Origin of the sequence: Bradyrhizobium sp. AUGA SZCCT0176, assembly GCF_018130145.1 — a bacterium.
Classification (GTDB): Bacteria; Pseudomonadota; Alphaproteobacteria; order Rhizobiales; family Xanthobacteraceae; genus Bradyrhizobium.
On sequence record NZ_JAFCMB010000001.1, the window covers coordinates 568,043 to 590,180 of the forward strand.

Annotated in this window: 23 protein-coding genes; 5 read left to right on the plus strand and 18 right to left on the minus strand. The window is 62.6% G+C overall.

The features are described from left to right. Window positions 1–6: 6 nt before the first annotated feature. Window positions 7–1,254, plus strand: a complete 1,248-nt coding sequence (locus tag JQ600_RS02665; RefSeq protein ID WP_212391496.1) for a PHB depolymerase family esterase — start codon at window positions 7–9, stop codon at window positions 1,252–1,254. A 14-nt stretch (window positions 1,255–1,268) separates the two neighbouring features. Here JQ600_RS02665 and JQ600_RS02670 read toward each other — a convergent pair whose 3' ends face one another. The 3 genes from JQ600_RS02670 to JQ600_RS02680 all read right to left on the minus strand — a co-directional run bounded on the left by JQ600_RS02670 (window position 1,269) and on the right by JQ600_RS02680 (window position 4,493). Next, window positions 1,269–1,961, minus strand: coding sequence for an MBL fold metallo-hydrolase (locus JQ600_RS02670; RefSeq protein ID WP_212391498.1), 693 nt, complete (start codon window positions 1,959–1,961; stop codon window positions 1,269–1,271). Between the two features lie 101 nt (window positions 1,962–2,062). Next, entirely contained in the window at window positions 2,063–3,112 is a 1,050-nt protein-coding gene (gene lpxD / locus JQ600_RS02675) for a UDP-3-O-(3-hydroxymyristoyl)glucosamine N-acyltransferase (protein ID WP_212391500.1), read from the minus strand. Window positions 3,113–3,356: 244 nt separating this feature from the next. Further along, entirely contained in the window at window positions 3,357–4,493 is a 1,137-nt protein-coding gene (locus JQ600_RS02680; RefSeq protein ID WP_212391502.1) for a VWA domain-containing protein, read from the minus strand. Window positions 4,494–4,652: 159 nt separating this feature from the next. Between JQ600_RS02680 and JQ600_RS02685 the strand changes: the two genes are divergently transcribed. After that, window positions 4,653–5,138: an MmcB family DNA repair protein gene (locus tag JQ600_RS02685; protein WP_192736364.1), complete on the plus strand. Its 486-nt coding sequence runs from the start codon at window positions 4,653–4,655 to the stop codon at window positions 5,136–5,138. A 41-nt stretch (window positions 5,139–5,179) separates the two neighbouring features. On the opposite strand, the gene JQ600_RS02690 is transcribed toward JQ600_RS02685, so the two are convergent. The 5 genes from JQ600_RS02690 to JQ600_RS02710 all read right to left on the minus strand — a co-directional run bounded on the left by JQ600_RS02690 (window position 5,180) and on the right by JQ600_RS02710 (window position 9,197). Then, window positions 5,180–5,362: a hypothetical protein gene (locus tag JQ600_RS02690; protein ID WP_212268728.1), complete on the minus strand. Its 183-nt coding sequence runs from the start codon at window positions 5,360–5,362 to the stop codon at window positions 5,180–5,182. A gap of 182 nt (window positions 5,363–5,544) precedes the next feature. Next, window positions 5,545–6,402, minus strand: a complete 858-nt coding sequence (locus JQ600_RS02695; RefSeq protein WP_212391504.1) for a 3-hydroxybutyryl-CoA dehydrogenase — start codon at window positions 6,400–6,402, stop codon at window positions 5,545–5,547. A gap of 140 nt (window positions 6,403–6,542) precedes the next feature. Then, the gene (locus tag JQ600_RS02700; protein WP_212489667.1) at window positions 6,543–7,988 is read right to left on the minus strand and encodes a DUF5107 domain-containing protein; all 1,446 of its coding nucleotides are present in this window, start codon (window positions 7,986–7,988) and stop codon (window positions 6,543–6,545) included. Window positions 7,989–8,131: 143 nt separating this feature from the next. Then, complete coding sequence (locus JQ600_RS02705) at window positions 8,132–8,713, minus strand: CAP domain-containing protein (RefSeq protein ID WP_212391508.1); 582 nt, start codon at window positions 8,711–8,713, stop codon at window positions 8,132–8,134. A gap of 124 nt (window positions 8,714–8,837) precedes the next feature. Further along, window positions 8,838–9,197, minus strand: a complete 360-nt coding sequence (locus tag JQ600_RS02710; protein WP_212268731.1) for a hypothetical protein — start codon at window positions 9,195–9,197, stop codon at window positions 8,838–8,840. A 263-nt stretch (window positions 9,198–9,460) separates the two neighbouring features. Between JQ600_RS02710 and JQ600_RS02715 the strand changes: the two genes are divergently transcribed. After that, window positions 9,461–9,898 (plus strand): ester cyclase, encoded by a 438-nt coding sequence (locus tag JQ600_RS02715; RefSeq protein ID WP_212391510.1) that lies wholly within the window; start codon window positions 9,461–9,463, stop codon window positions 9,896–9,898. Between the two features lie 218 nt (window positions 9,899–10,116). Then, entirely contained in the window at window positions 10,117–11,424 is a 1,308-nt protein-coding gene (locus JQ600_RS02720; protein ID WP_212489668.1) for an adenylate/guanylate cyclase domain-containing protein, read from the plus strand. Between the two features lie 34 nt (window positions 11,425–11,458). Here the strand turns inward: JQ600_RS02720 and JQ600_RS02725 are convergent, their stop codons facing one another. The 8 genes from JQ600_RS02725 to JQ600_RS02760 are packed head-to-tail and all read right to left on the minus strand — an operon-like array spanning window position 11,459 to window position 19,464. After that, on the minus strand, window positions 11,459–12,466 hold the full coding sequence (locus JQ600_RS02725) for an NAD(P)-dependent alcohol dehydrogenase (protein ID WP_212489669.1): 1,008 nt from the start codon (window positions 12,464–12,466) through the stop codon (window positions 11,459–11,461). Between the two features lie 24 nt (window positions 12,467–12,490). Continuing rightward, entirely contained in the window at window positions 12,491–13,261 is a 771-nt protein-coding gene (locus JQ600_RS02730; RefSeq protein WP_212391516.1) for a glucose 1-dehydrogenase, read from the minus strand. A 15-nt stretch (window positions 13,262–13,276) separates the two neighbouring features. Beyond that, window positions 13,277–14,044 carry an SDR family NAD(P)-dependent oxidoreductase gene (locus JQ600_RS02735; protein ID WP_212391518.1) on the minus strand — a complete coding sequence of 256 codons (768 nt, stop codon included), beginning with the start codon at window positions 14,042–14,044 and terminating at the stop codon, window positions 13,277–13,279. Beyond that, a complete protein-coding gene (locus JQ600_RS02740) occupies window positions 14,041–15,156 on the minus strand; it encodes an ABC transporter ATP-binding protein (protein ID WP_212391520.1) in 1,116 nt (371 codons plus the stop codon). Before JQ600_RS02740 ends, JQ600_RS02735 begins: the two co-directional genes overlap by 4 nt. Before the next feature lie 25 nt (window positions 15,157–15,181). Then, window positions 15,182–16,039, minus strand: a complete 858-nt coding sequence (locus JQ600_RS02745; protein ID WP_212268737.1) for a carbohydrate ABC transporter permease — start codon at window positions 16,037–16,039, stop codon at window positions 15,182–15,184. After that, window positions 16,032–16,907 (minus strand): carbohydrate ABC transporter permease, encoded by an 876-nt coding sequence (locus tag JQ600_RS02750; RefSeq protein ID WP_212391530.1) that lies wholly within the window; start codon window positions 16,905–16,907, stop codon window positions 16,032–16,034. Before JQ600_RS02750 ends, JQ600_RS02745 begins: the two co-directional genes overlap by 8 nt. Window positions 16,908–16,951: 44 nt before the next feature. Further along, on the minus strand, window positions 16,952–18,235 hold the full coding sequence (locus JQ600_RS02755; protein ID WP_212391522.1) for an ABC transporter substrate-binding protein: 1,284 nt from the start codon (window positions 18,233–18,235) through the stop codon (window positions 16,952–16,954). Window positions 18,236–18,291: 56 nt separating this feature from the next. Next, window positions 18,292–19,464: an ROK family transcriptional regulator gene (locus JQ600_RS02760; protein ID WP_212391532.1), complete on the minus strand. Its 1,173-nt coding sequence runs from the start codon at window positions 19,462–19,464 to the stop codon at window positions 18,292–18,294. A 330-nt stretch (window positions 19,465–19,794) separates the two neighbouring features. On the opposite strand from JQ600_RS02760, the gene JQ600_RS02765 reads away from it, so the two are divergent. Next, window positions 19,795–20,553: an SDR family NAD(P)-dependent oxidoreductase gene (locus tag JQ600_RS02765; RefSeq protein WP_283813458.1), complete on the plus strand. Its 759-nt coding sequence runs from the start codon at window positions 19,795–19,797 to the stop codon at window positions 20,551–20,553. A 28-nt stretch (window positions 20,554–20,581) separates the two neighbouring features. On the opposite strand, the gene JQ600_RS02770 is transcribed toward JQ600_RS02765, so the two are convergent. Next, window positions 20,582–21,775 carry a radical SAM protein gene (locus JQ600_RS02770; RefSeq protein ID WP_212268739.1) on the minus strand — a complete coding sequence of 398 codons (1,194 nt, stop codon included), beginning with the start codon at window positions 21,773–21,775 and terminating at the stop codon, window positions 20,582–20,584. 55 nt (window positions 21,776–21,830) lie between these two features. Then, entirely contained in the window at window positions 21,831–22,082 is a 252-nt protein-coding gene (locus JQ600_RS02775) for a hypothetical protein (RefSeq protein ID WP_212037920.1), read from the minus strand. Window positions 22,083–22,138 lie beyond the last annotated feature (56 nt).

The following is a 22,138-nucleotide window of genomic DNA, read 5'->3' on the forward strand; positions in this document are numbered from 1 at the left end:
TGCCAGTTGTCCCTTACCAAGAACGTCGACTTTCTCCGCCATCTTCCTAAGCTGAGTGCCTTCAATGGCTTGCCGGGGTATGGCCGGAGCATTGTGCACAGCCCCCTGGTCGAAATTAACGATTTCGGCTCGAATCCGGGCGCGCTCCGGATGTTTTCATTCGTACCTGAACACCTCCCGCGCGCGCCTGCGCTGGTCGTCGTGCTGCACGGCTGCGGCCAGACCGCGGCCGGCTACGATCGCGGCGCCGGCTGGTCGACGCTTGCGACGCGCTACGGCTTTGCGTTGCTGATGCCCGAACAACAGGCATCGAACAACGGCAACACCTGCTTCAACTGGTTTAATCCGGAAGACATTTCGCGCGATGGTGGCGAAGCCGGTTCGATCCGGCAAATGATCGCGCGCATGGTCGACGATCACAACATCGATTCACGCCGCATCTATGTGACCGGGCTCTCCGCCGGTGGCGCCATGACCTCGGTGATGCTCGCGACCTATCCGGACGTGTTCGCGGGCGGCGCCGTCATCGCCGGCTTGCCATATGGCATTGCCGGCAATGTCCGTGAAGCATTGAGCGGCATGATGCAGTCGCCACAGCGCCCAGCGGCCGAATTGGGCGACCTCGTGCGTAACGCTTCCAGGCATAAAGGGCCGTGGCCGAAATTGTCGGTGTGGCACGGCAGCGCCGATCGCACGGTGAGCCCGGGCAATGCCGATGAGATCGTCAAACAGTGGCTCGATGTGCATCAATTACCGCTCGCGCCGATGTCGACGGGCGATGTCGACGGCTATCCGCGTCAGGTCTGGTGGAATGCCGACGGTGAGACCGTTGTCGAATCCTACACCATCACCGACATGGCCCACGGCACGCCGCTTGGCGCGACCGACAATGACGAGCGCTATGGCGAGCAAGGTGCCTTCCTGATCGAGGCAGGCATCTCGTCGTCCTATCACATTGCGAATTTCTTCGGCCTGACCGACCAAATTCGTCAACCCAGGACAGCGCCTCATGCGGCTTCAAAGGCCGTTTCCAAGACCATTCCGGTCGACCCGACGGGCATCTCGCGCGAACGCGCCGGCGTCATCGCGATGACGGTTCCGGTGCCTGCACCCGAGCCGGATCTGGCCACGGATTTGGTACCGCGCCCGACGCGGGTTCACTACGCCAAAAGGGTGCAGTCTCCGCGCCGCCGCGGCATTGATGTCGGTGAAGTCATCACCCGGGCGCTGACCGCCGCGGGCCTGATGAAATAGCGATCGATTGCGGCTCACATCTCGCCGGTGAGGAACGGATTGGTCATCCGCTCCTGACCGATGCTGGAGCCTGCGCCATGGCCGCAGACGAAGCCGACATCGTCGCCGAGCGGCAACAGCTTTTCCTTGATCGAGCTGATCAGCGTGGCATGGCTGCCGCCGGGCAGGTCGGTGCGCCCGACTGAGCCTGCGAACAACACGTCGCCGACATGGGCGAAGCGCAATTCCTTGTTGTAGAACACCACGCTGCCCGGTGAATGGCCGGGGCAGTGCAGGATGTCGAAGGTCAGATCGCCGATCGAGACCTGATCGCCTTCGTCGAGCCAGCGGTCGGGCCCGAAATTGCGCACGCCGGTCATGCCGAAGCGCTCGCCGCTCGAGACGACGTTGTCGAGCAGATATTTGTCGGCGATGTGCGGCCCTTCGATCTTCACGCCCAGCGCGTCGCGCAATTCGGCTGCACCGCCGACATGGTCGATATGGCCGTGCGTCAGCCAGATCTTCTCGACCGTGACGCCGGTCTGCTGGATCGCGGCCTGGATTTTTGGCACGTCCCCGCCGGGGTCGATCACCACGGCCTTCTTCGATGGCTCGTGCCAGATGATGGTGCAGTTCTGCTCGAACAGCGTCACCGGAACGATGATCGCGCCGGCCTTCGGCGGAATGTCATTCTGGTCGTGGTTTTGGTTCTGGTTTTCCTGGGTCATGGCCGCAGATTGCCGATTTTTGGCCTCTCGCCAAGGAAAAGATTCGCGAAAGATTCGGAAAAGATTTGCGCATACGGCGAGCAAGGACTGCCCGCAACCGATTAGGTCTTGGCTCGACCACGGCGTGCCGCCAGGTTCCGCAGCGCCAATATTTCGCGCAACCACTGCCGTCTGGGCTGGGCGGGAAAGCCGCCCCAAACCGCGCCGGCGGGGACGTTGTCATAAACGGTAGACCTCGAAAGCAGCATCGCGCCCTTGCCGACGGTGATATGCGGGATGATGCCGGTGCGCGGTCCCAGGATGACGAAATCCTCGATGGTGACGCTGCCGCTCAAGCCTGATTGCGCAACAATGATGCAATGGCGGCCGATCATGCAGTTGTGCCCGATCTGGCACAAATTATCGATCTTGGTTCCTTCGCCGATGATGGTGTCGCGCAATCCGCCGCGGTCGATCTTGGTGCCCGATCCGACCTCGACGTCGTCGTGAATGACGACGCGCCCGATCTGCGGAATCTTGATATGTCCCTTGCCGTCGGACACGTAGCCGAAGCCATCCTGGCCGATATGGCACCCGGGGTGGATCACCACCCGGTCTCCGACTTGGGCGTGGGTGATGGTGCTGCCGGCGCCGATGGCGCAGTCGGTCCCGATCTGAACCCGTTCGCCGATCATGGCGTGCGCGGCGATCAGCGTGCCGGCGCCGATTTTGACGGAGGGCCCGATCACCGCGAACGGATCGATCGTAACGTCAGGTCCGATCTGCGCCGTGGGATGCACCACCGCGCTCGGCGCGATACCTTGCGTGCCGAACGCCGAGACCGGACGCAGCGCGCTGCCATACATCTGGCGTGCGACCGTGACGAAGGCCTCATAGGGCTTGCGAACGTTCAATGTGACGACCCCGGCAGGGGCCTGGTGGGCGAACCGTTCGGTGGTCAGGACGGCGCCGGCTCGGCTCGTCGCGAGCGCTTCGGCATATTGTGCGTCTTTGACAAAGGTCAGATCATCAGCGCCGGCGCGGTCGATCGGCGCGATGCCGGTGATGATTCGGGACAGGTCGGCGCCCGCACACGGGTTTGCTCCCGTGAGCGCGGCAATCTCTGCCACGCTCAAGCCCGAAGAGTTCGAGAAAAAACTGAACTCGACCACGAGCTCTACCCCCTGCGGATCACGATAGCCGGGCCAGCCGACGATCCCAAGTCTATTCGGAAGTCTATCGGGGCAGGGTCGCGCGAATCGTGCTTCCGGGACGGAACCGGCCGCCGGTCAAATCGTCGCGGCGCCTGCGGCGCCGGCTTTTGCGGCCGACATATCGGGGGCCAACCCGGCCATCCCGGCCCGGTGCGATTGCGCACCAGGCCGCGACGACACGCGAAGGTTTAAGGCGCCGGCGTTACCGCTTGATCTGCGCCTTCAGCGTATCCTCGACCACGCGGTCGAACGATGACGCCTTCGCCGGAGCCTTGGCGCGCGCATCGGCGACATATTTGTCGCGCTTCGCCACCAGTGCGCCGAGTTTCTCATTGAGTGCCTTGCGCTGGCTCATCTGCTTGTTGACTTCGTCGACGCGCTGCTCGGGCTTCATCGCGCGCAGATTGTCGGGCAGGTCTTCCTCCTTGATCGAGGAAAAGCTGCTGCGGCCGGCCGAAACGTCGGCGACCAGATCGCCGTCGCCGGTGACGGCTTCCGACGTCGCCTTGGAGCGCTTGTTGATGTAGCTCGCCATTTCAGACGCCTGTGAAGGCGCTGCCGCGGCGACCCTCGATAATTGCTGCGTCTTGTCTTCGGTTCGCTTTTGCATCGCGCGCGGTCCGTATGGGATCACGGTGCCGTTGATCTCGCGCTGCAGGATGATGATGTCCTCGTCATACGGCGTTTCGATCACGACCACCTGTCCGCCATCCTGCGGAATCGGAATGAAGCGGCCATTGCCGTTCTGGGCGATATCGCGCCACACCCGTTCGGTGTCGGCGGCGTTGCCGGCGAGCACCGCGTTGACGATGATGTCCTTCTGCTTCGCCACTTTCAGCGTTACCGGATATTTGGTGTCCTGCGCGTAGTCCATGTGCGGCGGCGCGTCGCCGACCAGGAACACGATCCGCCTGACATCGCCGCCGTCGGTCCATTGCAGCTTGTTGACGGCGATATCGAGCGCCTCGTTGACGCTTTCCGGCCAGTCGCCACCGCCACGGGCCTTCAACTCCAGGAGGTTGGCGTAGAGATCCTGGATGTCGCGGGTGAGTTCGACCTTCCTTGTCACGTAGTCATCGCCGATGTCGCGGTAGGCGACGAGGCCCATGCGGATCTCGGCGTCGGGATTGGAATCGACGATTGCGGTCGCGATCGACCAGATCTTGCGCTTGGCGGCTTCGATCAGGCCGCCCATCGAGCCCGTGGTGTCCAGAACGAACGCGACTTCGACCGTGGGCTTGGCGACGGCCTGCGACAGGCCGGCGGAAAGGGGTAGCGTAGCGAGAGCGAATGCGAGCGAGCGAAGCGTGATGCCGTGATCCCTGAAGCGTTGCTTCATGGTTTCTCTCCTCCATGTGTTCCGTCCCTCGGAACCCAGGTTCCCTCGGCTTCGCGGTGGCGTGTGGTCCAAATCAAGGCGCCTTGGGTACGAATTTGCGGCGCATTCCGCGCCGCAGCCCGGATGGCGACCGGTGCGGAATCGGATAGGCTAGGGGGCATGGAATCGCCCGCCCGCCAGGTCAGCCTCGTACCGCCGCCGGACCGCCGCCAGTCGGAGACCGCGCTCGCGATCGCGCGCGGCACCGCCAGGATGCTGCGAACGCTGGGTTTTTCCTGCATCAGTGAATTGCCTTTGCCGTCCGGCCGGCGCGCCGATCTGGTGGCGCTGAACGAGAAAAGCGAGATCTGGATCGTCGAGATCAAGTCGTCGGTGGAGGATTTGCGCGCCGACCAGAAATGGCAGGACTACCGGATGCATTGCGACCGGCTGTTCTTTGCCTTCACGCAGGATCTGCCGTGCGAGATTTTCCCTGAGGGCACCGGCCTGATCGTTGCCGATGCCTATGGCGCCCATCTGCATTGCGAGGCGCCCGAGCATCGCCTGGCCGCGCCGACCCGCAAACTGATGACGGTGCGGTTCGCGATGGCCGCGGCGCAACGGATCAACCGGCTGGTCGATCCGCAGGGCCATTCGGAGTTTTAGCAACCGCCGTCACTGCGATGAAGTCAGCATCGACGACGTCGTTATTTGGGCCGGTTGATGATGGTGTCCTGGGTCGGCGTGACGATGCAGATGCTGCGATCGTTCCACTGGATGCCGTAGCCGAAGATGATGATGCTGCCCTTGGGCGACGCAAGTCCGCCACCGGCAACGATATCGAGCTCCTGCAGGCTCAGTTCGCGGGTCTCATGGCTGGTTGCGTTCATGTCGGTCTCTCCCTTGTCCCGGCGAAGGACTTGCTGCCGTTCGCAAAACCTTATGCGGCGGCACGGATCGTCGCCGTGACGCGAGTCACATTACGGGGACCTGGGAGCTTTTCTGACGTGCCAATCCCGCACGATGGTCCGTGATCAGGCGGACCATCGGCGATCACGCAGGCAAGAACCGCCTAAGCGGACTTGCCGTAATTATAGAATCCCTTGCCGGTCTTGCGGCCGAGATGGCCGGCGGCGACCATTTCCTTCAGCAGCGGCGCGGGCCGGTATTTCGGGTCGTTGAAGCCTTCGTAGAACACCTCCATGACCGACAGCATGGTGTCGAGGCCGACCATGTCGGCCAGCGCCAGCGGGCCGATCGGGTGGTTGCAACCGAGCTTCATGCCTGCGTCGAGGTCCTCGGCGGTGGCGATGCCTTCCTGCAGCGCAAAGATTGCCTCGTTGATCATCGGGCACAGGATGCGGTTGACCGCAAAGCCCGGGCTGTTTTTCGCCGTGATCGGCACCTTGCCGACCCGCTTTGCAAATTCTTCAGCCAGGGCGTGGGTGTCGTCGGACGTCTGCAGGCCGCGGATCAACTCCAGCAGCGCCATCAGCGGCACCGGGTTGAAGAAGTGCATGCCGATGAAACGGTCCGGACGGTCGGTCGCGGCAGCGAGTTTGGTGATCGAAATTGAGGAGGTGTTGGTCGCGACGATTGCGCGCGGATTCAGCGTCGCGCAAAGGTCCTTGAGGATCTTGATTTTCAAATCCTCCCGCTCGGTCGCGGCCTCGATCACGAGGTCGCAATTGGCAAGTTTGCCATTGTCCGTCGTCGCGGTGATGCGCGCCAACGCGGCCTGCCGGTCGGCGTCGGTCATCTTCTGCTTGTTGACGAGGCGCTCCAGGCTGCCGGTCAACGTCGCCATTCCCCGCGCCACTGCGGCATCCGAGATGTCGATCATGGTCACCTTCAGCCCTGCCGCCGCGCACACCTGCGCGATGCCGTTACCCATCGTACCCGCCCCGATGATGCCAATCGTTTCAATCATTGCTACGTGCCTCCATTGCTAAACGCCGGTACCCGAGGGATGCCGGCCTGCTCCAATCGCCCTTGATGGCCCTCGTTAGCAGAGCGCGGCGCTCATCGGTAGCGAAACCAGCCATGTTTTTCCCACGGCGTCGATCGGCATCATTTCACCCTTGCTGAGGCCGCGATTAGCTCCTTGCCATCAGCGGTCCTGATTGTCAGCTGGACCGGCTCGGCGCTGCTGCCTGCAGGAATCGGCGCAAAAATGCGATTCCCGTTTTTCGGATCGGCCGTCACGGCATCGTCGAACAATACCACTTCGCCGCGTTTCATGATGATGCGCAGCGGTGTCACAGGTTCAATGCTGAAGAACTGAAGGGTGGCACCGGACGCCTCGGCGACAAGATTGATCAGGATATTCGCGTTCGCATGCGTCACGTTGCTCATGCCGACGGTCGGGCTGTAGGTTTCCGGAATCGACACCTCGCTCCGTGCCGGAAACTCGGCGCTGTGGAAGAACTCGTCCGACACCCCCGCCCATAATTCGACATAGGGCCGCGCCGGGTTCGGATCCTTGCGCTGGTCGGTTTCGTTCGTGAACGAGGGATATCCCCACGTCCACATTTTTAGGCCCCGCGTGATCGTGTTGTCCGCGATACGGATGATCCCTTCTTCATTGTCGTGGTTGATCACGCCCCAGAAATTGCCGCCCTGCATATCCGGCGCCGCATAGGCGATGCCCATCGTCGGCCAGTTCTTGAAGTAGCGCAGTCTTTCGAAACGGCGGGTGCCTGCGTCTGCACTCGCGTCGCCCTCGGCTATATTCTTCGACCAGGCAGGCGTGTGGTAGGCCGCGACAGGCGCGATGATCTCGGCGCCGCCAGTGGTTTTGGGATTGTGCGGATCCGACCCCGGCGCCAGTGTCGTGCAGGTCCAGTACTCGTACGGGATTGTCTTGTCGTTTGGGTTCTTCAGCACCAGGCGCGCATCGACCGCGGCACGATCGGCCTTCAGCGTCACAAAGTAAGTCGCTTCGATGCCGCTCGATCCCTTCCTGAATTTCGCCGGCGCCGCCGTATACTCGAAATTATCCGTCAGCGACATCGACACCGTCACTTCGTCGGCGCTCTCCTTCACAACCCTGTAGTGCCACGGCTTTGACCACGTCCTGCCGTGCTCGGCATCCGGAAAGGTGGGAAAGATGCCGCCATACACCATCAGCCAGTCGTAATAGAAATTGCCTTCGCCCATCCCGTAGGGCACGCCGACTTCGGTGCGGTACAGCTGTTCGTGGCCGGTCGGCTTGTAGATGATGGAAAGAATGCGCCCGCCGAATTCGGGCAGCAGCACGACCTTCAGATAGCGGTTTTCGAGCACCCGGCCCTTGAACGTGCGATCGACGGTGGTGTTCTTGTCGAGCGACCCGTTGACGAAACCGTTCTCGCCGGAGGTCGTATATTTGACCGTGCTCCAATGCACCGTCTGCTCGCTGAGCGACACCTGGTCCGGCGCCGCCGACGCCGCAAGCGCGGCATGAAATGTCCAGATCGCCGAAATCACTCCGGCCGTGAAGCGCAGACCGATACGCGGGGGAGCACCAATTGCCATGGACGTGGCCTTTGACTGACCGGGCGATCCTATCGTGCAACGGCCGGTTTGTTGAGGCGATTTGGTGCGATTTCTCCCCTGCCGGCTCGAAGTATCTCACTTCGTGCCCGGCGAGGGCAACGCTGTCGCCGCCGCGCCCCGCCTCAAATGCAAAGGCTGAGTATCTTGATGCGGCAGTCGCTTGATTTTGGCCGGGATGCGGGAGCGGCCTCGCGTTTCACAGCAACAAGCGGCTCCGTCTCTTTCTTGTTCTTGCCCTTGGGCCGCTTCGGCTCGTAATCGCCGGCGATCACCATGGCCCAGTAGGTGCGCTTGCCGCTGGCATCCCTGGCGCTCGCGATCCCGACGCGTGACGCATTTTGCAACAGCAGGTTCTTGCGGTGCCCGGAGGAGTCGATCCACTGGCCGAGCGTCTTCTCGAAACTCTCGTATCCATAGGCAATGTTCTCGGCGGCGCGGCCCGCACCCGCCGGCGCGACCCGCCTGGTGAACGGGCCGAGCACCTCATGGCTGAGTTCATTCTTCGCCGCCATCGCGCGCGCCTGATCCATCGCGATGCGGTCCAGCGTTGCATCGCGCACGACGCGGACCTGGCCATGCTTGAGGCGGAAGCCGGAGATCAGTTCGGCCGGCGACTCGGCGGCCATCGCAGGCGCGGCGAGCAGCAAAAAGCCCGCCATCAGTCCGCCAACGGCGCGACGTGTCATCGTCCCCCAAATACCCATTGTTCAATAAACCAGCGCCATATCTGGCTGCTTATCCATCGTTAATGTGGACGACTCAAGGCACGGGGCGTGTATTCCCTGGCACTTGACCGACAGCCGGCGGGGGTCGCAGGCAATAGCTTGGTCAGCCGCAGTTCCAAACCGCGCCGATCGGCGTCCGCGTCCAGCACGGGCCAAAGCTGCCGCCATTGTAGCGGCCGCCGTAAAAACCGGGACGGCCGAAATAGCGCCAGGCGCCATCATAGCCGTAATAACTCGGGACCGGATCGATATACCAGGGACGCTGGTTGCGGCGCGCGGCGCGCAAAACCGCAGCTCTCTGGGTGTAAGCCGGGCGGCTGTTGTTCGGAGGCTGATGATAGCCCGGCAGGAAGCCGTAGCCCTGCCAGCGTGGCGCCGGCCGCTTATGGGCAGGAGCAGCCGGCGCGACGACCGGCAGGAGTGACAGGACAACAGCAATCAATGCAAACACGAAGCGCGACATGCGCGCACCATAGACGGCCGGCTGTTGGGAGGCGATTCAAATCTAAGTGCACGGTCCAGCGCAACTATTTCCGGTTCGCTTGCGAGCGGCTGCATGCGCCAACAGCGGCTATTCCCCTCAACGGACATTGCGCTAGCGTATTTCAGCTCAATTGGGCCGGTTCTCGCTCGCCTCTTCGCCTCAAAGTGCTAGAATTTGGTGTGCTGGGGGTTTGCAATGCTCAGCGCCGATCGGCGCCGGCTCACTCATAAGGGAGCGTGATCATGGCGAATGTAATCGATGTCGCAAAGGCCGCAGTCACCGCATACAACGAAAAGGACTGGAGCAAGGCCAGGGACATCCTGGCTGCCAACGCCGTGTACGACGAGAAGGGAACGAACCGTCGCATCAAGGGCGCCGGCGAGATCATCGAGGCCTGGCAGGGCTGGGCCAAGGCCTTCCCCGATTCGAAAGCCACATTCGTGCGCGAGTTCGCCAGCGGTGACACCGCGGTCCTCGAGCTTGTCTGGAAAGGCACGCACACGGGCCCGCTCCAGACTCCAGCAGGTACCATTCCGCCTTCGAACAAGCGGATCGAGGTGCCGGCCTGCCAGATCGTCCAGGTCGAGGGTGGTAAGGCCAAGAGCGCCGTGCACTACTTCGACCTCCTGACAATGCTTACACAGATCGGTGCCTCTGGCGCGGTAAAGACTGCCGCGTGAAAGGCAAAGCCGTTCCGTCCAGTTGGAGAAGCCCGCCGGCGTGAGCCGGCGGGCGCACGCATAAGGACGACGATCGAAGCCAGGCTCGTCCGCAGACTCTCGGGCAGCACCGCGACCTGCGAACTCGTCGGCTCTGCCGGGTTCGGCTGCGACGGTTCTAATGCCGTTCGTCCGTCCGAGCGGAAGACCGAGGATTGAAATAAGCAGGGCGCGGACTCATGAATGATTTCGTATTGCCCACCACGCGATACGCGCTCAGCGGCGATACAAACATCGCATATCAGACTATGGGCGGCGGCCCCATCGACATTCTCATGGTTCCCGGGATCGTGTCCCATGTCGAATTTTCACACGAGCTTCGAGGATACACGGCCTTTTTGCGTCGCCTTTCGACATTCGCACGCGTCGTCACATTCGACAAAAGAGGTCAGGGATTGTCGGACAGGCTTTCTGGCACTCCGTCGCTCGAACAGCGCATAGATGACGTTCGTGCCATCATGGACGATATCGGATCACGCCAGGCCGTGCTCTGGGGTTTCTCCGAAGGTGCCCCGATGAGCGCCCTGTTTGCCGCCACCCATCCCGACCGGGTGTCGCATCTCATTCTCTTCGGCGGCTATGCGAAGGCATTCGCCACGGAAGAAATGGTCCTGGAGCGCGTCAGGCTTTGGGGGACCGGCGCCATGATCAGGCAGCTCATCCCCGATCAAGCAGCGGATCCCGAAGCCGTCGCCCAGTGTGCGAAGTTCCAGCGGTTATCGGCAAGTCCGGGAACCTACAAGGCATTCGGCCTGTTGAATACCCTCATCGACATCAGGCCGATTCTTCCCAGCGTGCGCGTGCCGACGCTGGTCCTTCATCGGCGTACTGATACCCTCGTTCCCATTGAACATGGTCGCAGTCTTGCAGCGCAAATACCTGCTGCAAAATTCATCGAGCACGAAGGCGGCAATCACGCATTCTGGACCGGTGATGTGGATACGCTAATTGGCGACGTCGAAGAATTTGTAACGGGACACCGCGAAAGCTCATCGGAGAGTCTTGAGCGGGTGTTGGCCACCGTTCTTTTCACCGATATCGTTGAATCGACGCGCCGCGCCACTGAGATGGGCGACCAGACATGGCGGCGATTGCTGGATAGCCACGATCAAATCGCGAAGCAGATGATCGACAAACATCGCGGATGTTTGATCAAGACCACTGGCGATGGAATTCTGGCGACGTTCGACGGACCGGGGCGGGCTGTTCGATGTGCCCTGGCATTCGAAACCGCGGCCAAGCAGATCGGATTGCCGCTACGCGCGGGGCTGCATACCGGCGAGGTCGAAATGAGAGGTCGTGATATCGGCGGGGTCGCGGTGCACGCGGCGGCTCGCGTCATGGGGGAATGTGGTCCCAGCGAGGTTCTGGTATCGAGGGTCGTCACCGACTTGGTGGCCGGCGCAGGCCTGAAGTTCTCCGAACGCGGATCGCATGAACTGAAAGGCCTTCCGGGTCGTTGGGATCTCTTCGCGGCGAGCTTCTAAGCTTCGCATCGTGCGGGAAGATAAAATCGTCAGCTTACGGAAACGCGATCGTGATCTTGCCGAAATGGCCGGCCTGCTGCATCAGCCGCAGCGCGCCCGGCACTTCGGTGAAACCAAGCGTTCTGTCGATCACGGGTTTCATGCGGTTCTGCCCGATCGCCGCGGCCATGTTTTCAAACATTCTCCGGCTGCCGACGGAGAGCCCGATCACGTGCAGGTTCTTGCTGAACAGGGTAGGGATCGAGACCTGCTGGGAAAAGCCCGATAGCACCCCGATCACGAGGATGGTGCCGCCGACGCGCGCGGCCTCGAGCGATTGCTGAAAAGTGTCCTTGCCGCCGACTTCCACGATGTGATCGACGCCGCCGCCGGCCCAGTCCGCGGCAGCCTTGCCCCATTCGGCGACCGCGCGATAGTTGATCGTATGGTCCGCGCTGAGCGCTTTCGCGCGTTCGAGTTTTTCGTCGCTCGATGACGTCACGATGACCGTGGCGCCCGCCAGCTTGGCGAACTGCAGCGCGAAAATCGAAACCCCGCCCGTGCCCTGCACCAGGACGGTCTGGCCCGGCCGGAGCCGGGCTTCGTCGAACAGCGCGCGCCAGGCGGTGAGTGCCGCGCATGGCAAGGTGGCGGCCTCGGCAAAGGTCAAATGATCGGGAATGCGGCTGACGCCTTCGGCGTCAAGCAGCAGCAATTCCTGCAGCACACCTGGGCGCGTGCCGCCAAGCGCGAGGCGGCGGCCGCTGGCCGAAGGCCCGCCGTCGAACCAGGATTGAAAGAACATCGGGCACACGCGATTCCCGACCGAGACCCGGCTCACGCCTGGTCCCACGGCGACAATTTCGCCGGCTCCGTCGGAGAACGGGATCAGCGGAAGCCTGTACGCGCCGCCCTGGCCCTGGACGGTTATCAGGTCGCGATAATTCAGCGATGCCGCGCGCATCCGGACCACGACCTGGCCGGGGCCAGGCTCAGGCTCCGGCCGATCGACCAGTTCCAAGGCGTCGATCGACCACTCGCGTGCGACTTGCCAGACTTTCAACAAAGCCTCCTTTATTCGCCGATGCTACGCCGCGAAATACCCGCCGTCGACCACCTGCGACGCGCCGGTCATGAACGAGGCCTTGTCGGAACACATCCAGACCACGGCTTCCGCGATTTCCTCGGGCACGCCCATGCGGTTCATCGGCACCTTCGCCAACGTGGCATCGAGCCGCGTCTCCACCACCTCCTTGGTCATGGGTGTGGTGATATAGCCGGGATTGACGCAGTTCACGCGGATGCCGTCCTGCGCATATTCGATCGCCGCGGTCTTCGTCAGCCCAACCACGCCGTGCTTTGCCGCCACATAGTGCCCGGATGTCGCCAGACCAATCAGCCCGGCGATCGAGGCGGTGTTGACGATGGCGCCGCCACCGCCTTGCGCCAGCATTTGCGCGATCTCGTGTTTCATGCAGAGCCACACGCCGGTGAGGTTGATCGCGAGCATGGTGTCGAACGAGATCTGGCTGAGTTCGTGCAGGCGCTGGCGTCCGGGGCCAACCGATCCGCCGGCAACGCCGGCATTGTTGAAGGCGCAGTCGATCCGTCCATAGGCCGCCACGGTGCGCGCGACCATCGCGGCAACGTCGCCTTCTGCGGTGACGTCGCCGCCGATCGCAATGGCCTGACCGCCGGCCGCGTTGATCAGGGCGACGGTGCCGGCCGCGTTTTCCTCGGTGCGATCGGCTACCGCGACCCTCGCACCCTCGCGCGCCATGGCCAGCGCCGTCGCGCGTCCGATGCCCGAGGCGCCGCCCGTTACCAGCGCCACCTTGCGCTCAAGAATGCCTGCCATGTCTGTTTTCTCCTGCTAGCCTAGGCCGCCATCGACCGTGAAGCACTGGCGCGTAATTCGGCTGCTCTCGTCGGACGCCAGAAACAGCGCCAAGCACGCGATGTCGTCGGGCGTCACCGCGTCGGGAATGTCCTGACGCGTGCGAAGCTCGGCGATCTTCTGCTCGTCAGGATACCACAGCCGGCGCTGGCGCTCGGTGATCACCATACCGGGTGCGATGGCGTTGACGCGGATGCGGTCTGGTCCGACCGACCGGGCCAGGGAATTGGTGAAGCCGACAATCGCCGCTTTCGCCGCCGCGTAGACCGGCAGCGCCGGTGCGCCGCGGGTCCATGCCACGGATGACATGTTGATGATCGAACCGCCGCCGCGGGCCTGCATCTGCGGCACCACGGCCTGTGCGGCGAAGAAAACGTGCTTGAGGTTGACGGCGATCGACCAGTCGAATTCCGCCGGCGTCACTTCTGAAAGCACCTGGCGCTGGTCGTTGGCGGCGTTGTTGACCAGTACCGCGGCATCGCCGAGCGTGGCGTGGACCGTGGCCATCGCGGCGCGCAACGCGTCGATATCCAGCAAGTCGCAGGGCGCGAACAGCGGCGCGGAGCCGGACGCATCCGTCACCTCGCGCACCAGCGCTTCGCCGGCGACGGCGTCGATGTCGAGGAAGGCGACACGGGCCTTTTGTGCCGCGAACGCACGGACGAACGCGGCGCCGATGCCGCTGGCGCCTCCGGTGATCAACACGACACGGCCTGCAAGGCTGGGATAAAGGGCATGGGTCATGCGATCAGGCGCTCCGTCACCGGGTCGAACAGGCAAATCCGACGCGTGTCGAGCGCGAAGGCGGCAAGCTTACCCGGCTCAGGCCTGATGTCCGGCGAGATGCGCGCCAGCACCTGCTCCCCGCCGAGCCGCAGCAACACGATGGTCTCCGCGCCGGTGGGCTCGACCATCTCGACCGGCGCCTGGACGACGATCGGTGCGCCCGATGCGCCCGAAAAACTGCGGCTGCCCTCGGCAATGCATTCCGGCCTGATGCCAAGCACCACGTCGCGGCCGACAAAGGCTGCGGCCGCCTCGTACCCCTGCAGTCGAAGGCGGACCTCGTCCAGCCGCCCGGCGCCGATCACCACCACCGGCCCGCCATCTTCCGCTTCGAGCCGCGCCGGCATCGTGTTCATCGGCGGTGAGCCCATGAAGCGTGCGACGAACAAATTGGCTGGATAGCGGTACACCGTATCCGGATCGGCGAATTGCTGCACCTCGCCCTGATGCATGACGGCGATCCGCGTCGCCATCGTCATCGCCTCGATCTGGTCGTGGGTGACATAGACGATGGTCGCGCCGATGCGCTGGTGCAGCCGCTTGATCTCCATCCGCATCTCGACGCGCAGTTTGGCGTCGAGGTTGGAGAGCGGTTCGTCGAACAGGAACAGCAGGGGATCGCGCACCAGGGCCCGGCCCATCGCCACGCGCTGGCGTTGGCCGCCGGACAATTGCGATGGCTTGCGGCCGAGCAATGGCTCGATCTGCAGCAGCCGCGCGACATTGGCCAGCGCCTTCTCCTGCTCCGCCTTCGGAACATGGCGGCATTCCATGCCGAAGGTGATGTTCTGGCGCACCGTCATCGACGGATAGAGCGCATAGGACTGGAACACCATCGCGATGTCGCGGTCCTTTGGCGCGATGTCGTTGACGACCCGTCCGCCGATCTCCACGGTCCCCGCGCTCGGGCGATCGAGCCCGGCCACGATGTTGAGCAAGGTGGATTTTCCGCAGCCGGATGGTCCGACCAGCACGGTGAATTCGCCGCTCTCGATGTCGAGGTCGATCCCCTTCAACACTTCCAGATTGGCGTACCGCTTCGACAGGGCACGAATGCTCAACGCTGCCATGACTTCCCCTTCAATGACTTCCCCTTCATTTCACGGCGCCGGCGGTAAGGCCGCGTACGAAGTATTTGCCACCGATCAGGTAGATCAACAGGGTAGGTAGGGCCGCGATCATCACCGCGGCGCTTTGCACGCCATGATGCGGGATGTCGGCGACCGCGGCCGAGAGCGCGATCAGCGCAGCGGTGACCGGCTGCTGTTGGCCGGTCGTGAATGTCACGCCATAGAGGAACTCGTTCCAGATATGCGTGAACTGCCAGATCACGGTGACAACCAGGATGGGCGGCGAGAGTGGGAGAATGATGCGCCAGAAAATACGAAAGAACCCGGCGCCATCGATGCGCGCGGCCCTAATCAACTCCTGCGGGATGGCAACGTAGTAGTTTCGGCAGAACAAGACGGTAAAGGAGAGTCCCTGGATCGTGTGGATCAGCACCAGGCCCGTCAGCGTGTTCATCAGCCCGGTATCGCGCAGCACGATGGTCCACGGCAGCAAGCGCATCTGCTGCGGCAGGAAGATGCCCAGCGTGACGATGCCGTAGATCCAGTTGTCGCCGCGAAAGCGCCAGAGCGAAACGGCGTAACCGGCGACCGCACCAAGCAGGGTGGAAAAGATCGTCGCGGGAATCGTCACGAGCGCGGAGTTCAACATGTAGGGGCGGATGCCGACACAGGTCTGCGCGACGCAGAAGTCGGACCAGGCTGTGAGGTAGTTGCCAAAGGCCCACTGCCGCGGCCAGCCGATCATCGAGGTCTGGACGATTTCCTCGTTGCTGCGCAGCGAATTCAGCACGACGACGATTAGTGGTACGAGCCACGCCGCCGCGACCAGCGAAACGACGAGATAGATCAGCATGCGGCTCGGCGCGAAGGTTCGATCACGCATGGGGGGCCCGACGTTGCTGGAGATATTGCCACGCCGCGTAAGGCAGCAGCACCGAGAGAAGAATCAGCAACATCAGCACGGCCGCCGCCGCCCCCCGGCCGAGCAGGTTGCGTTGGAACATCAGGTCGTAGACGACAAGGGCCGGCAACTGGGTCGCGATTCCAGGGCCGCCGTTGGTCAGCGCGCGGACGAGGTCGAAGGTCGAAATGGCGAACTGCAGCTGGATCACGATGACAGTTATGGTGATCGGCCAGAGCGTCGGCAGGATGACGCGCCGGTACATCCGGACCGGTCCGGCGCCGTCGATCTGCGCCGCTTTGATCAGGTCGGCATCGACGGACCTGAGGCCGGCGAGGAAGAGCGCCATGGCGAAGCCCGAGGATTGCCAGATCGCAGCGATGACGATCGTCCAGATCGCCATGTCGCGGTCGATCAGCCAATCGAACCGGAAGGAAGTCCAGCCGAAATCGTGGACGAGCTTCTGGATCCCGATGCCGGGATTGAGCAGCCAGCTCCAGACCGTGCCGGTGACCACGAACGACACCGCCAGGGGGTAGAGGAAGATGGACCGCAGCACGTTCTCGCCGCGAATGCGCTGATCGAGCAGGATCGCGAGTATGAGACCTGTCACCAGGCTGAGCAGCACGAACGCACTGCCGAACAGCAGCAGATTGTCGAAGGCGATTTGCCAGTTCCGCGACGCCAAAACCGAGGTGTAGTTGCGCAAACCGACCCAGCCCGACACCGGGACCAGCGTGGACGGCGTGAACGAGATCCAGATGGTCCACAGCGAAAACGAAACGAGGTGCGCGGCCGACAACAGCAGCGGTACCCAGATCGTCAGATACTCGGGCAGCCGGCGCACCATTTCAGGTGTCGTCGGCCGCCCTGCTCGCGGTGCCGCGGCGTCTGTCAACGCGCGCTCTCGACGGCCTCGGCGAGGCGGGTGACTGCCTGCTCGGGCTTGATCGTCTTGTTCTTCACATACTCCGTGATCACGTCGATCAACGCAGCGGTCAGGCCGTTTTCCTGTGCCATGTTGTGCGCGACGCTGAGGACCGCCTGATTACTGGCGATCGCGTCTTTCAGAGCTGCTGCGGTTCGGCGTTGACCGTCCGACCAGCCTTCGCCGGAAAGATCAACATCGGTGCGCACGGGTATCGATCCCGTGATCTGCGAATACATGGTCTGGATGGCGGGATCCATGACGAGCTGGGCCATCAGCGCCTGGCCGGCTTGCAGGTCGGGCTCCTTGCGCTGCCAGAATATGAACGCGTCGGCATTCAACAGGAACACCGGCTTGCCGTTGTCGCTGGGGCCGGGAGCAATCATGAAGTCCTCGAACTTGAAACCGGCATTGCGCAACACGCCCTGCGCCCACCCGCCCATGATCATCATGCCCATGTCGCCGTCGACGAAGCGCTTCAGGTTGGTCGAAAAGTGCTGGGCGCCGACGTTGGGGTCCATCCAGTCGGCGATCTTGCGTACCTGCACGAAGGCGGCTTTGACCTCGGGGCCCTCGAGGGCCTTCTTGTCGAGGTTCATGATGGCTGCGCGGTATGCGGCGGGACTGATGCCTGCCAGGGAGGCCTCGAACTTCTGCCCGTCATCGGGGCGGGTGCCGCCGTTGGCGATGGGATAGGCGACCCCGCCCGCTTTCATCTTTTCGGCCAGGTCGTTGAAGTCTGCCCATGTGACGGGGATCTTGTCGGCCTTGGCCTTGTCCATCGCGCGCTTGGACAGAAACAGCATGTTGGTGCTGTAGATCTGCAACGGCAGCGCAATCCACTTGCCGCCGGGCTTGTGCAGTTTCGCAAGGTCCGGGGCAACGACCTTTTCGTAGCCGGCGGCAGCGACTAGCTCATCGAGGCTCACGGTCGGGGCGATCTTCGACCAGGCCGCAATCTCGGGTCCCTTGAGCTGCGAACAGGCCGGCGGATCGCCGGCCATGATCTGGGCGCGCAGCTTGTTCATCATTTCGGTGGTGAACCCGGGAACCGGCGAATGTTGCCAGACGCCGCCCCTCTCCTCGAATTTCTTACCGAGCGCCGTGATGGCCGCCCCATCGCTGCCGGCAGACCATTGCGAGATGGCGGTCAGGCGCGGCTTGATCGCGCTTTGCGCGCGGGCGAACGCCGGCAGCGCAAGCGCGGCCGCGGATCCAGCGAGCAGACGACGCCTTGTGATCATTGGCATGGTACGTTCCTCCCGGTTTCAAACCTTGACGCGTTTGCCGCGTCGTTCATTGCTTGTCAGGCGGCCTCCGCCGATGAGGCCGGCATGCCGCCGCGGCAGGCCAGACAGCAGGCTGCAAAGGCGAGCGCGGCATTCGGATCATTGCCGCTCGAAGGCGGCACGAAAGCGAGTGATACCTGGGCGAATTTCCGCCCGCCCATCACGCAGGCATCGATCCCGTCGATCAACGCCTTTCGATCTGCTTCCGCGAGAACAGACGGCCAGCCGCTGATGGCCACGCCGGCACAAGGCTTGACGTTCAGCGTATTGCCGATCGCAAGGCCAAGCCGGAACAGCCGGCGCCGCAGTTCCTGGCGCATGCGGGCGGAGATCGGGATCGCATTCACCCACTCGTCGCCGAGCTGCAGCAATTCCGGCTCGCCAACACCGAGAAGCCCGGCCAAGGCCGGAAGCGACGTATAGGCCTCGACACAGCCATGATGGCCGCAGCGGCAAGGCGGACCGCCGTCGTCGAACACCATGTGGCCGAGCTCGACCGGCTGCAACGCATCGGCCTCGATCGGGTCGTCCATCCAGGCGCCTGCCACGCCCTGGCCGACAAAGACGAACAGATGCGGGCCGGTAAACGGATAGTCTTCCGTGCGGCAGCGATGAAACGTGGCGTGCGCCACGACCGAATTGGTGATCGCGACCGGCACGTCCGCAAACATCTCGGCAAGCATGCCGTGAACGCGCTTGACGTCGCAGGGAATGATCGGATTGACGAGCTCGCTCAATCGGCCAAGCCCCGGGACCGAAACGCCGATCTGCGAGAGCTGAACCCGATGCTGCCGCGTCCAGTCCTGCAGCGATTGCAGCGCCTGATGAAACAGCCGGCTGACGGATTTGACGGTTGGCGATTTCGGCAGTGGCAGGCGGTCGGTATAATGCAGCCCGCCGGAAAGCCCGCCGACCCCAACGGTCAGCCGCTGGCCGGTCAGCTCGATGGCGGCCAGCCTTACCGAGCTGTCGAGTAATACCAAACCGGTCGGGCCACCGAAGTAAGGCGCAGGCCGCCTCACTTCCTCGATCAGGCCCTCCGCCTTCAGATCAAACAGGATACGCGACAGGCTTGCCTCGGAGAGGCGCACGGCTTTGGCCAAAGGCGGTCGAAACATGCCGCCCGACTGAAGCAGATGCCCCAGAATGGCCGCACGCGTCTGCCGCCGACTTCTCGGCTGCTCCGGCATTTCCGTCCCTGTCGTCATTCTTACTTAGTGTAAGAATGTGCGCGCGAAACATTTCAACTGTCAAGGCGCTTGCCGGCTCAAGGCATGCGTTGTGTGCGCGGCAGCAAAATCGAGGGCGCAGGCGTTTGGTTCGAAGCTGGTGGCTCATTGATCTGCGTCGTGCGCGCCCTCCGCAAACCCGCATTGCCGCACAACCGGTATGCCGCCGCTGCGAGCTGCGCCGAGATGACGAACGCGAATAGTTGTGGTCTATCTGTCGCCGTACAGCGGGCCTTGAAATCAAAATAAAATCCGGCATCGACGCCGCGTCCAATAACGGTGGATCACTTGATGGCTGCAATCTATCCAGATCTCGAGGGCAAGTCTGTCCTGGTCACGGGCGGTGGGTCGGGGATAGGCGCGTCGATCGTGCGTGCCTTCGCGCGGCAGAAGGCCAAAGTCGGTTTTCTGGACATCGCCAGAGATCCTTCAACGCGGTTGGTCGATGAACTCGCTGCACAGGGATTTGCAGTCCGATATGAATATTGCGATGTGACCAATATCGATCATTTACGCGCCGCGATCGGCCGGATCAGGGCCGGCATTGGGCCGATTCGCGTGCTGATCAACAACGCGGCGCATGATGACCGGCATTCGGTCGAGAGCGTCACGCCGGAATATTGGGATGACAGAATTGCCGTCAACCTGAAGCACCAGTTCTTTGCCGCTCAGGCCGTCCTGCCGGACATGCAAGCCGGGAAAGACGGCGCTATCGTTAACTTCGGATCGATCTCCTGGATGACCGCGCAGGGCGGGATGCCGGTGTACACCGCTTCGAAGTCGGCCGTGCTTGGATTGACGCGCGGGCTCGCGCGCGACTACGGCGCCTGGAATATCCGCGTCAACGCCGTCGTTCCCGGCTGGATCATGACGGAGCGTCAGATCGAAAAATGGGTGACGCCGCAAGGCGAGGCCGATCTGATGAAGGCGCAGTGCCTCAAGCGCAAACTCTACCCGGACGACATCTCCCGGGTCGTGGTGTTCCTGGCCTCGGAAGAAGCGAGCGCGTGCACCAGTCAGCACTATGTCGTCGACGGCGGGAGAGTGTGAAGGACGATTTTGAGCCAGGCGTATCTGCCTAGGCGCCAGCCAGTACGTCGCGCACGTCGAGGCGTTCCCCGTCCGGCTTGCTGACGTAAAGATGGTCAGCCAGTACCGATTGCATGTTCTCAAACATCGAATAGAGGTCGTCACAGTAGACTGACGGATTGTCGTAGCCGTTCTTTTTGGAGAAGCGATGCGGAAGGTAGCCGCCGCCGCAGGCGTTCATGAATTTGCACTGCTGGCATTTCGCGGCAAGTTGGATGGAAGCATCGCGCGCGGCTTTCCAGCGCGGCTCGTTCCTGACGTCGTCGATGGCATGCTCGAAAATATTGAACTTGGTCTGCGTGAGGCCGTCGCCGGCAATCCGCAGCACATCGTGCGCCTCGACGGAACCGTCGGTCATGACCGTGCAGAGTTCGATAGGTTTGTAGCCGACGCCCTCGGTCGGCGAATTGTTGCCGAGCATGGCGGTGATCATGTCGCTGATGATCCGGATGTTGGCCGTGGGCTTGATCCGGTTGGCCTCCAGCCACAGGTCGAACAGGCCGTTGTAGAACGAACCAACGGATGCAGGGGTCTCGTCCACCGTCGCGTCGGGGATCATGATGTCGTAGCTGGAAATTCCGCATTCTGCGAAAAACTCGACATATTGTTCTGGCGGGTAGGCGGGATTGCAGACGGCGAGGGCGGTCATGCCGATGTCGCGCGATGCAAGCATGCGTGCGGCCCGTTCCGCCGCGGCGTGGGTGCCGGTGCCCTGAAACGTCTTGCGGTGAATGTCGTGAATGTGTTCGGGCCCATCCAGGCTGATCGCGACGGAAATGTTGCGCGCCTCGAAACAGTCCAGCCATTCATCGTCGATCAGCACGCCATTGGTGGTTACCGCGATCGGTATGTCGCAACCGGTCCGTGACGAAATGCCTTCGCAGGCCTCGGCAAAACGGTGGAAATTTTCAACTCCCCACAGCAGGGGTTCGCCGCCGTGCAGAATGATCGGGAAATCGATCAGGGAATACCTGGCGACGTGCTCTTCGATGCGCAGCAACAATTGCTGCAGCACGTCGTCACTCATCAGCTTCGGCTTGTCATAAACAGCCGCGTCGCGAAACCAGTAGCAATAGGAGCAGTCGATGTTGCATCGCGAGGCAACCTTGACAAGCAGCTGCGAGATCGGCTGCTCCTGGAAGCCGACCGCATCTGCCAAAGCATCTGTTGCGTCAGCCGACATGCCGATACCGGATGGCCCCAAGGAAACCACGAAGCAAAGCTAGTACTGGAAAAGCCTAGTACCGGATAAATCCGCCCCGGCGGAATCCGCCACCGCCGTAGTATCCGCCGCCTCTACGAAAACCACCGTAGCCTCCGCCGCCGCGAACAAAACCGCGTCTGAAGTAAACCTCGGTCGGTGTGACACCATTTTGCCCACGCAGATCACTCAGCAACGCCTCGATGCCCTGATGATCGCTCTGGATCGTTGCGCCCGGCCCATGCAGTTGCAGGACAGTCGATAGAACCTTCAGCGTGGTAATCGGCATGCTGTGCTCCGTTTTCTTGCGACGCAGTAAAAGGGTCGAACGAAGGCTGGTGTATC

What these genes read in the sequence shown, in the direction of transcription:
- JQ600_RS02670 (WP_212391498.1), bottom strand. Translation starts at nt 1,961, where the DNA reads ATGACCCAGGAAAACCAGAACCAAAACCACGACCAGAATGACATTCCG.
- JQ600_RS02680 (WP_212391502.1), bottom strand. Translation starts at nt 4,493, where the DNA reads ATGAAGCAACGCTTCAGGGATCACGGCATCACGCTTCGCTCGCTCGCA.
- JQ600_RS02685 (WP_192736364.1), top strand. Translation starts at nt 4,653, where the DNA reads ATGGAATCGCCCGCCCGCCAGGTCAGCCTCGTACCGCCGCCGGACCGC.
- JQ600_RS02690 (WP_212268728.1), bottom strand. Translation starts at nt 5,362, where the DNA reads ATGAACGCAACCAGCCATGAGACCCGCGAACTGAGCCTGCAGGAGCTC.
- JQ600_RS02695 (WP_212391504.1), bottom strand. Translation starts at nt 6,402, where the DNA reads ATGATTGAAACGATTGGCATCATCGGGGCGGGTACGATGGGTAACGGC.
- JQ600_RS02700 (WP_212489667.1), bottom strand. Translation starts at nt 7,988, where the DNA reads ATGGCAATTGGTGCTCCCCCGCGTATCGGTCTGCGCTTCACGGCCGGA.
- JQ600_RS02705 (WP_212391508.1), bottom strand. Translation starts at nt 8,713, where the DNA reads ATGGGTATTTGGGGGACGATGACACGTCGCGCCGTTGGCGGACTGATG.
- JQ600_RS02710 (WP_212268731.1), bottom strand. Translation starts at nt 9,197, where the DNA reads ATGTCGCGCTTCGTGTTTGCATTGATTGCTGTTGTCCTGTCACTCCTG.
- JQ600_RS02715 (WP_212391510.1), top strand. Translation starts at nt 9,461, where the DNA reads ATGGCGAATGTAATCGATGTCGCAAAGGCCGCAGTCACCGCATACAAC.
- JQ600_RS02720 (WP_212489668.1), top strand. Translation starts at nt 10,117, where the DNA reads ATGAATGATTTCGTATTGCCCACCACGCGATACGCGCTCAGCGGCGAT.
- JQ600_RS02730 (WP_212391516.1), bottom strand. Translation starts at nt 13,261, where the DNA reads ATGGCAGGCATTCTTGAGCGCAAGGTGGCGCTGGTAACGGGCGGCGCC.
- JQ600_RS02735 (WP_212391518.1), bottom strand. Translation starts at nt 14,044, where the DNA reads ATGACCCATGCCCTTTATCCCAGCCTTGCAGGCCGTGTCGTGTTGATC.
- JQ600_RS02740 (WP_212391520.1), bottom strand. Translation starts at nt 15,156, where the DNA reads ATGGCAGCGTTGAGCATTCGTGCCCTGTCGAAGCGGTACGCCAATCTG.
- JQ600_RS02745 (WP_212268737.1), bottom strand. Translation starts at nt 16,039, where the DNA reads ATGCGTGATCGAACCTTCGCGCCGAGCCGCATGCTGATCTATCTCGTC.
- JQ600_RS02750 (WP_212391530.1), bottom strand. Translation starts at nt 16,907, where the DNA reads ATGGTGCGCCGGCTGCCCGAGTATCTGACGATCTGGGTACCGCTGCTG.
- JQ600_RS02755 (WP_212391522.1), bottom strand. Translation starts at nt 18,235, where the DNA reads ATGCCAATGATCACAAGGCGTCGTCTGCTCGCTGGATCCGCGGCCGCG.
- JQ600_RS02760 (WP_212391532.1), bottom strand. Translation starts at nt 19,464, where the DNA reads ATGCCGGAGCAGCCGAGAAGTCGGCGGCAGACGCGTGCGGCCATTCTG.
- JQ600_RS02765 (WP_283813458.1), top strand. Translation starts at nt 19,795, where the DNA reads ATGGCTGCAATCTATCCAGATCTCGAGGGCAAGTCTGTCCTGGTCACG.
- JQ600_RS02770 (WP_212268739.1), bottom strand. Translation starts at nt 21,775, where the DNA reads ATGTCGGCTGACGCAACAGATGCTTTGGCAGATGCGGTCGGCTTCCAG.
- JQ600_RS02775 (WP_212037920.1), bottom strand. Translation starts at nt 22,082, where the DNA reads ATGCCGATTACCACGCTGAAGGTTCTATCGACTGTCCTGCAACTGCAT.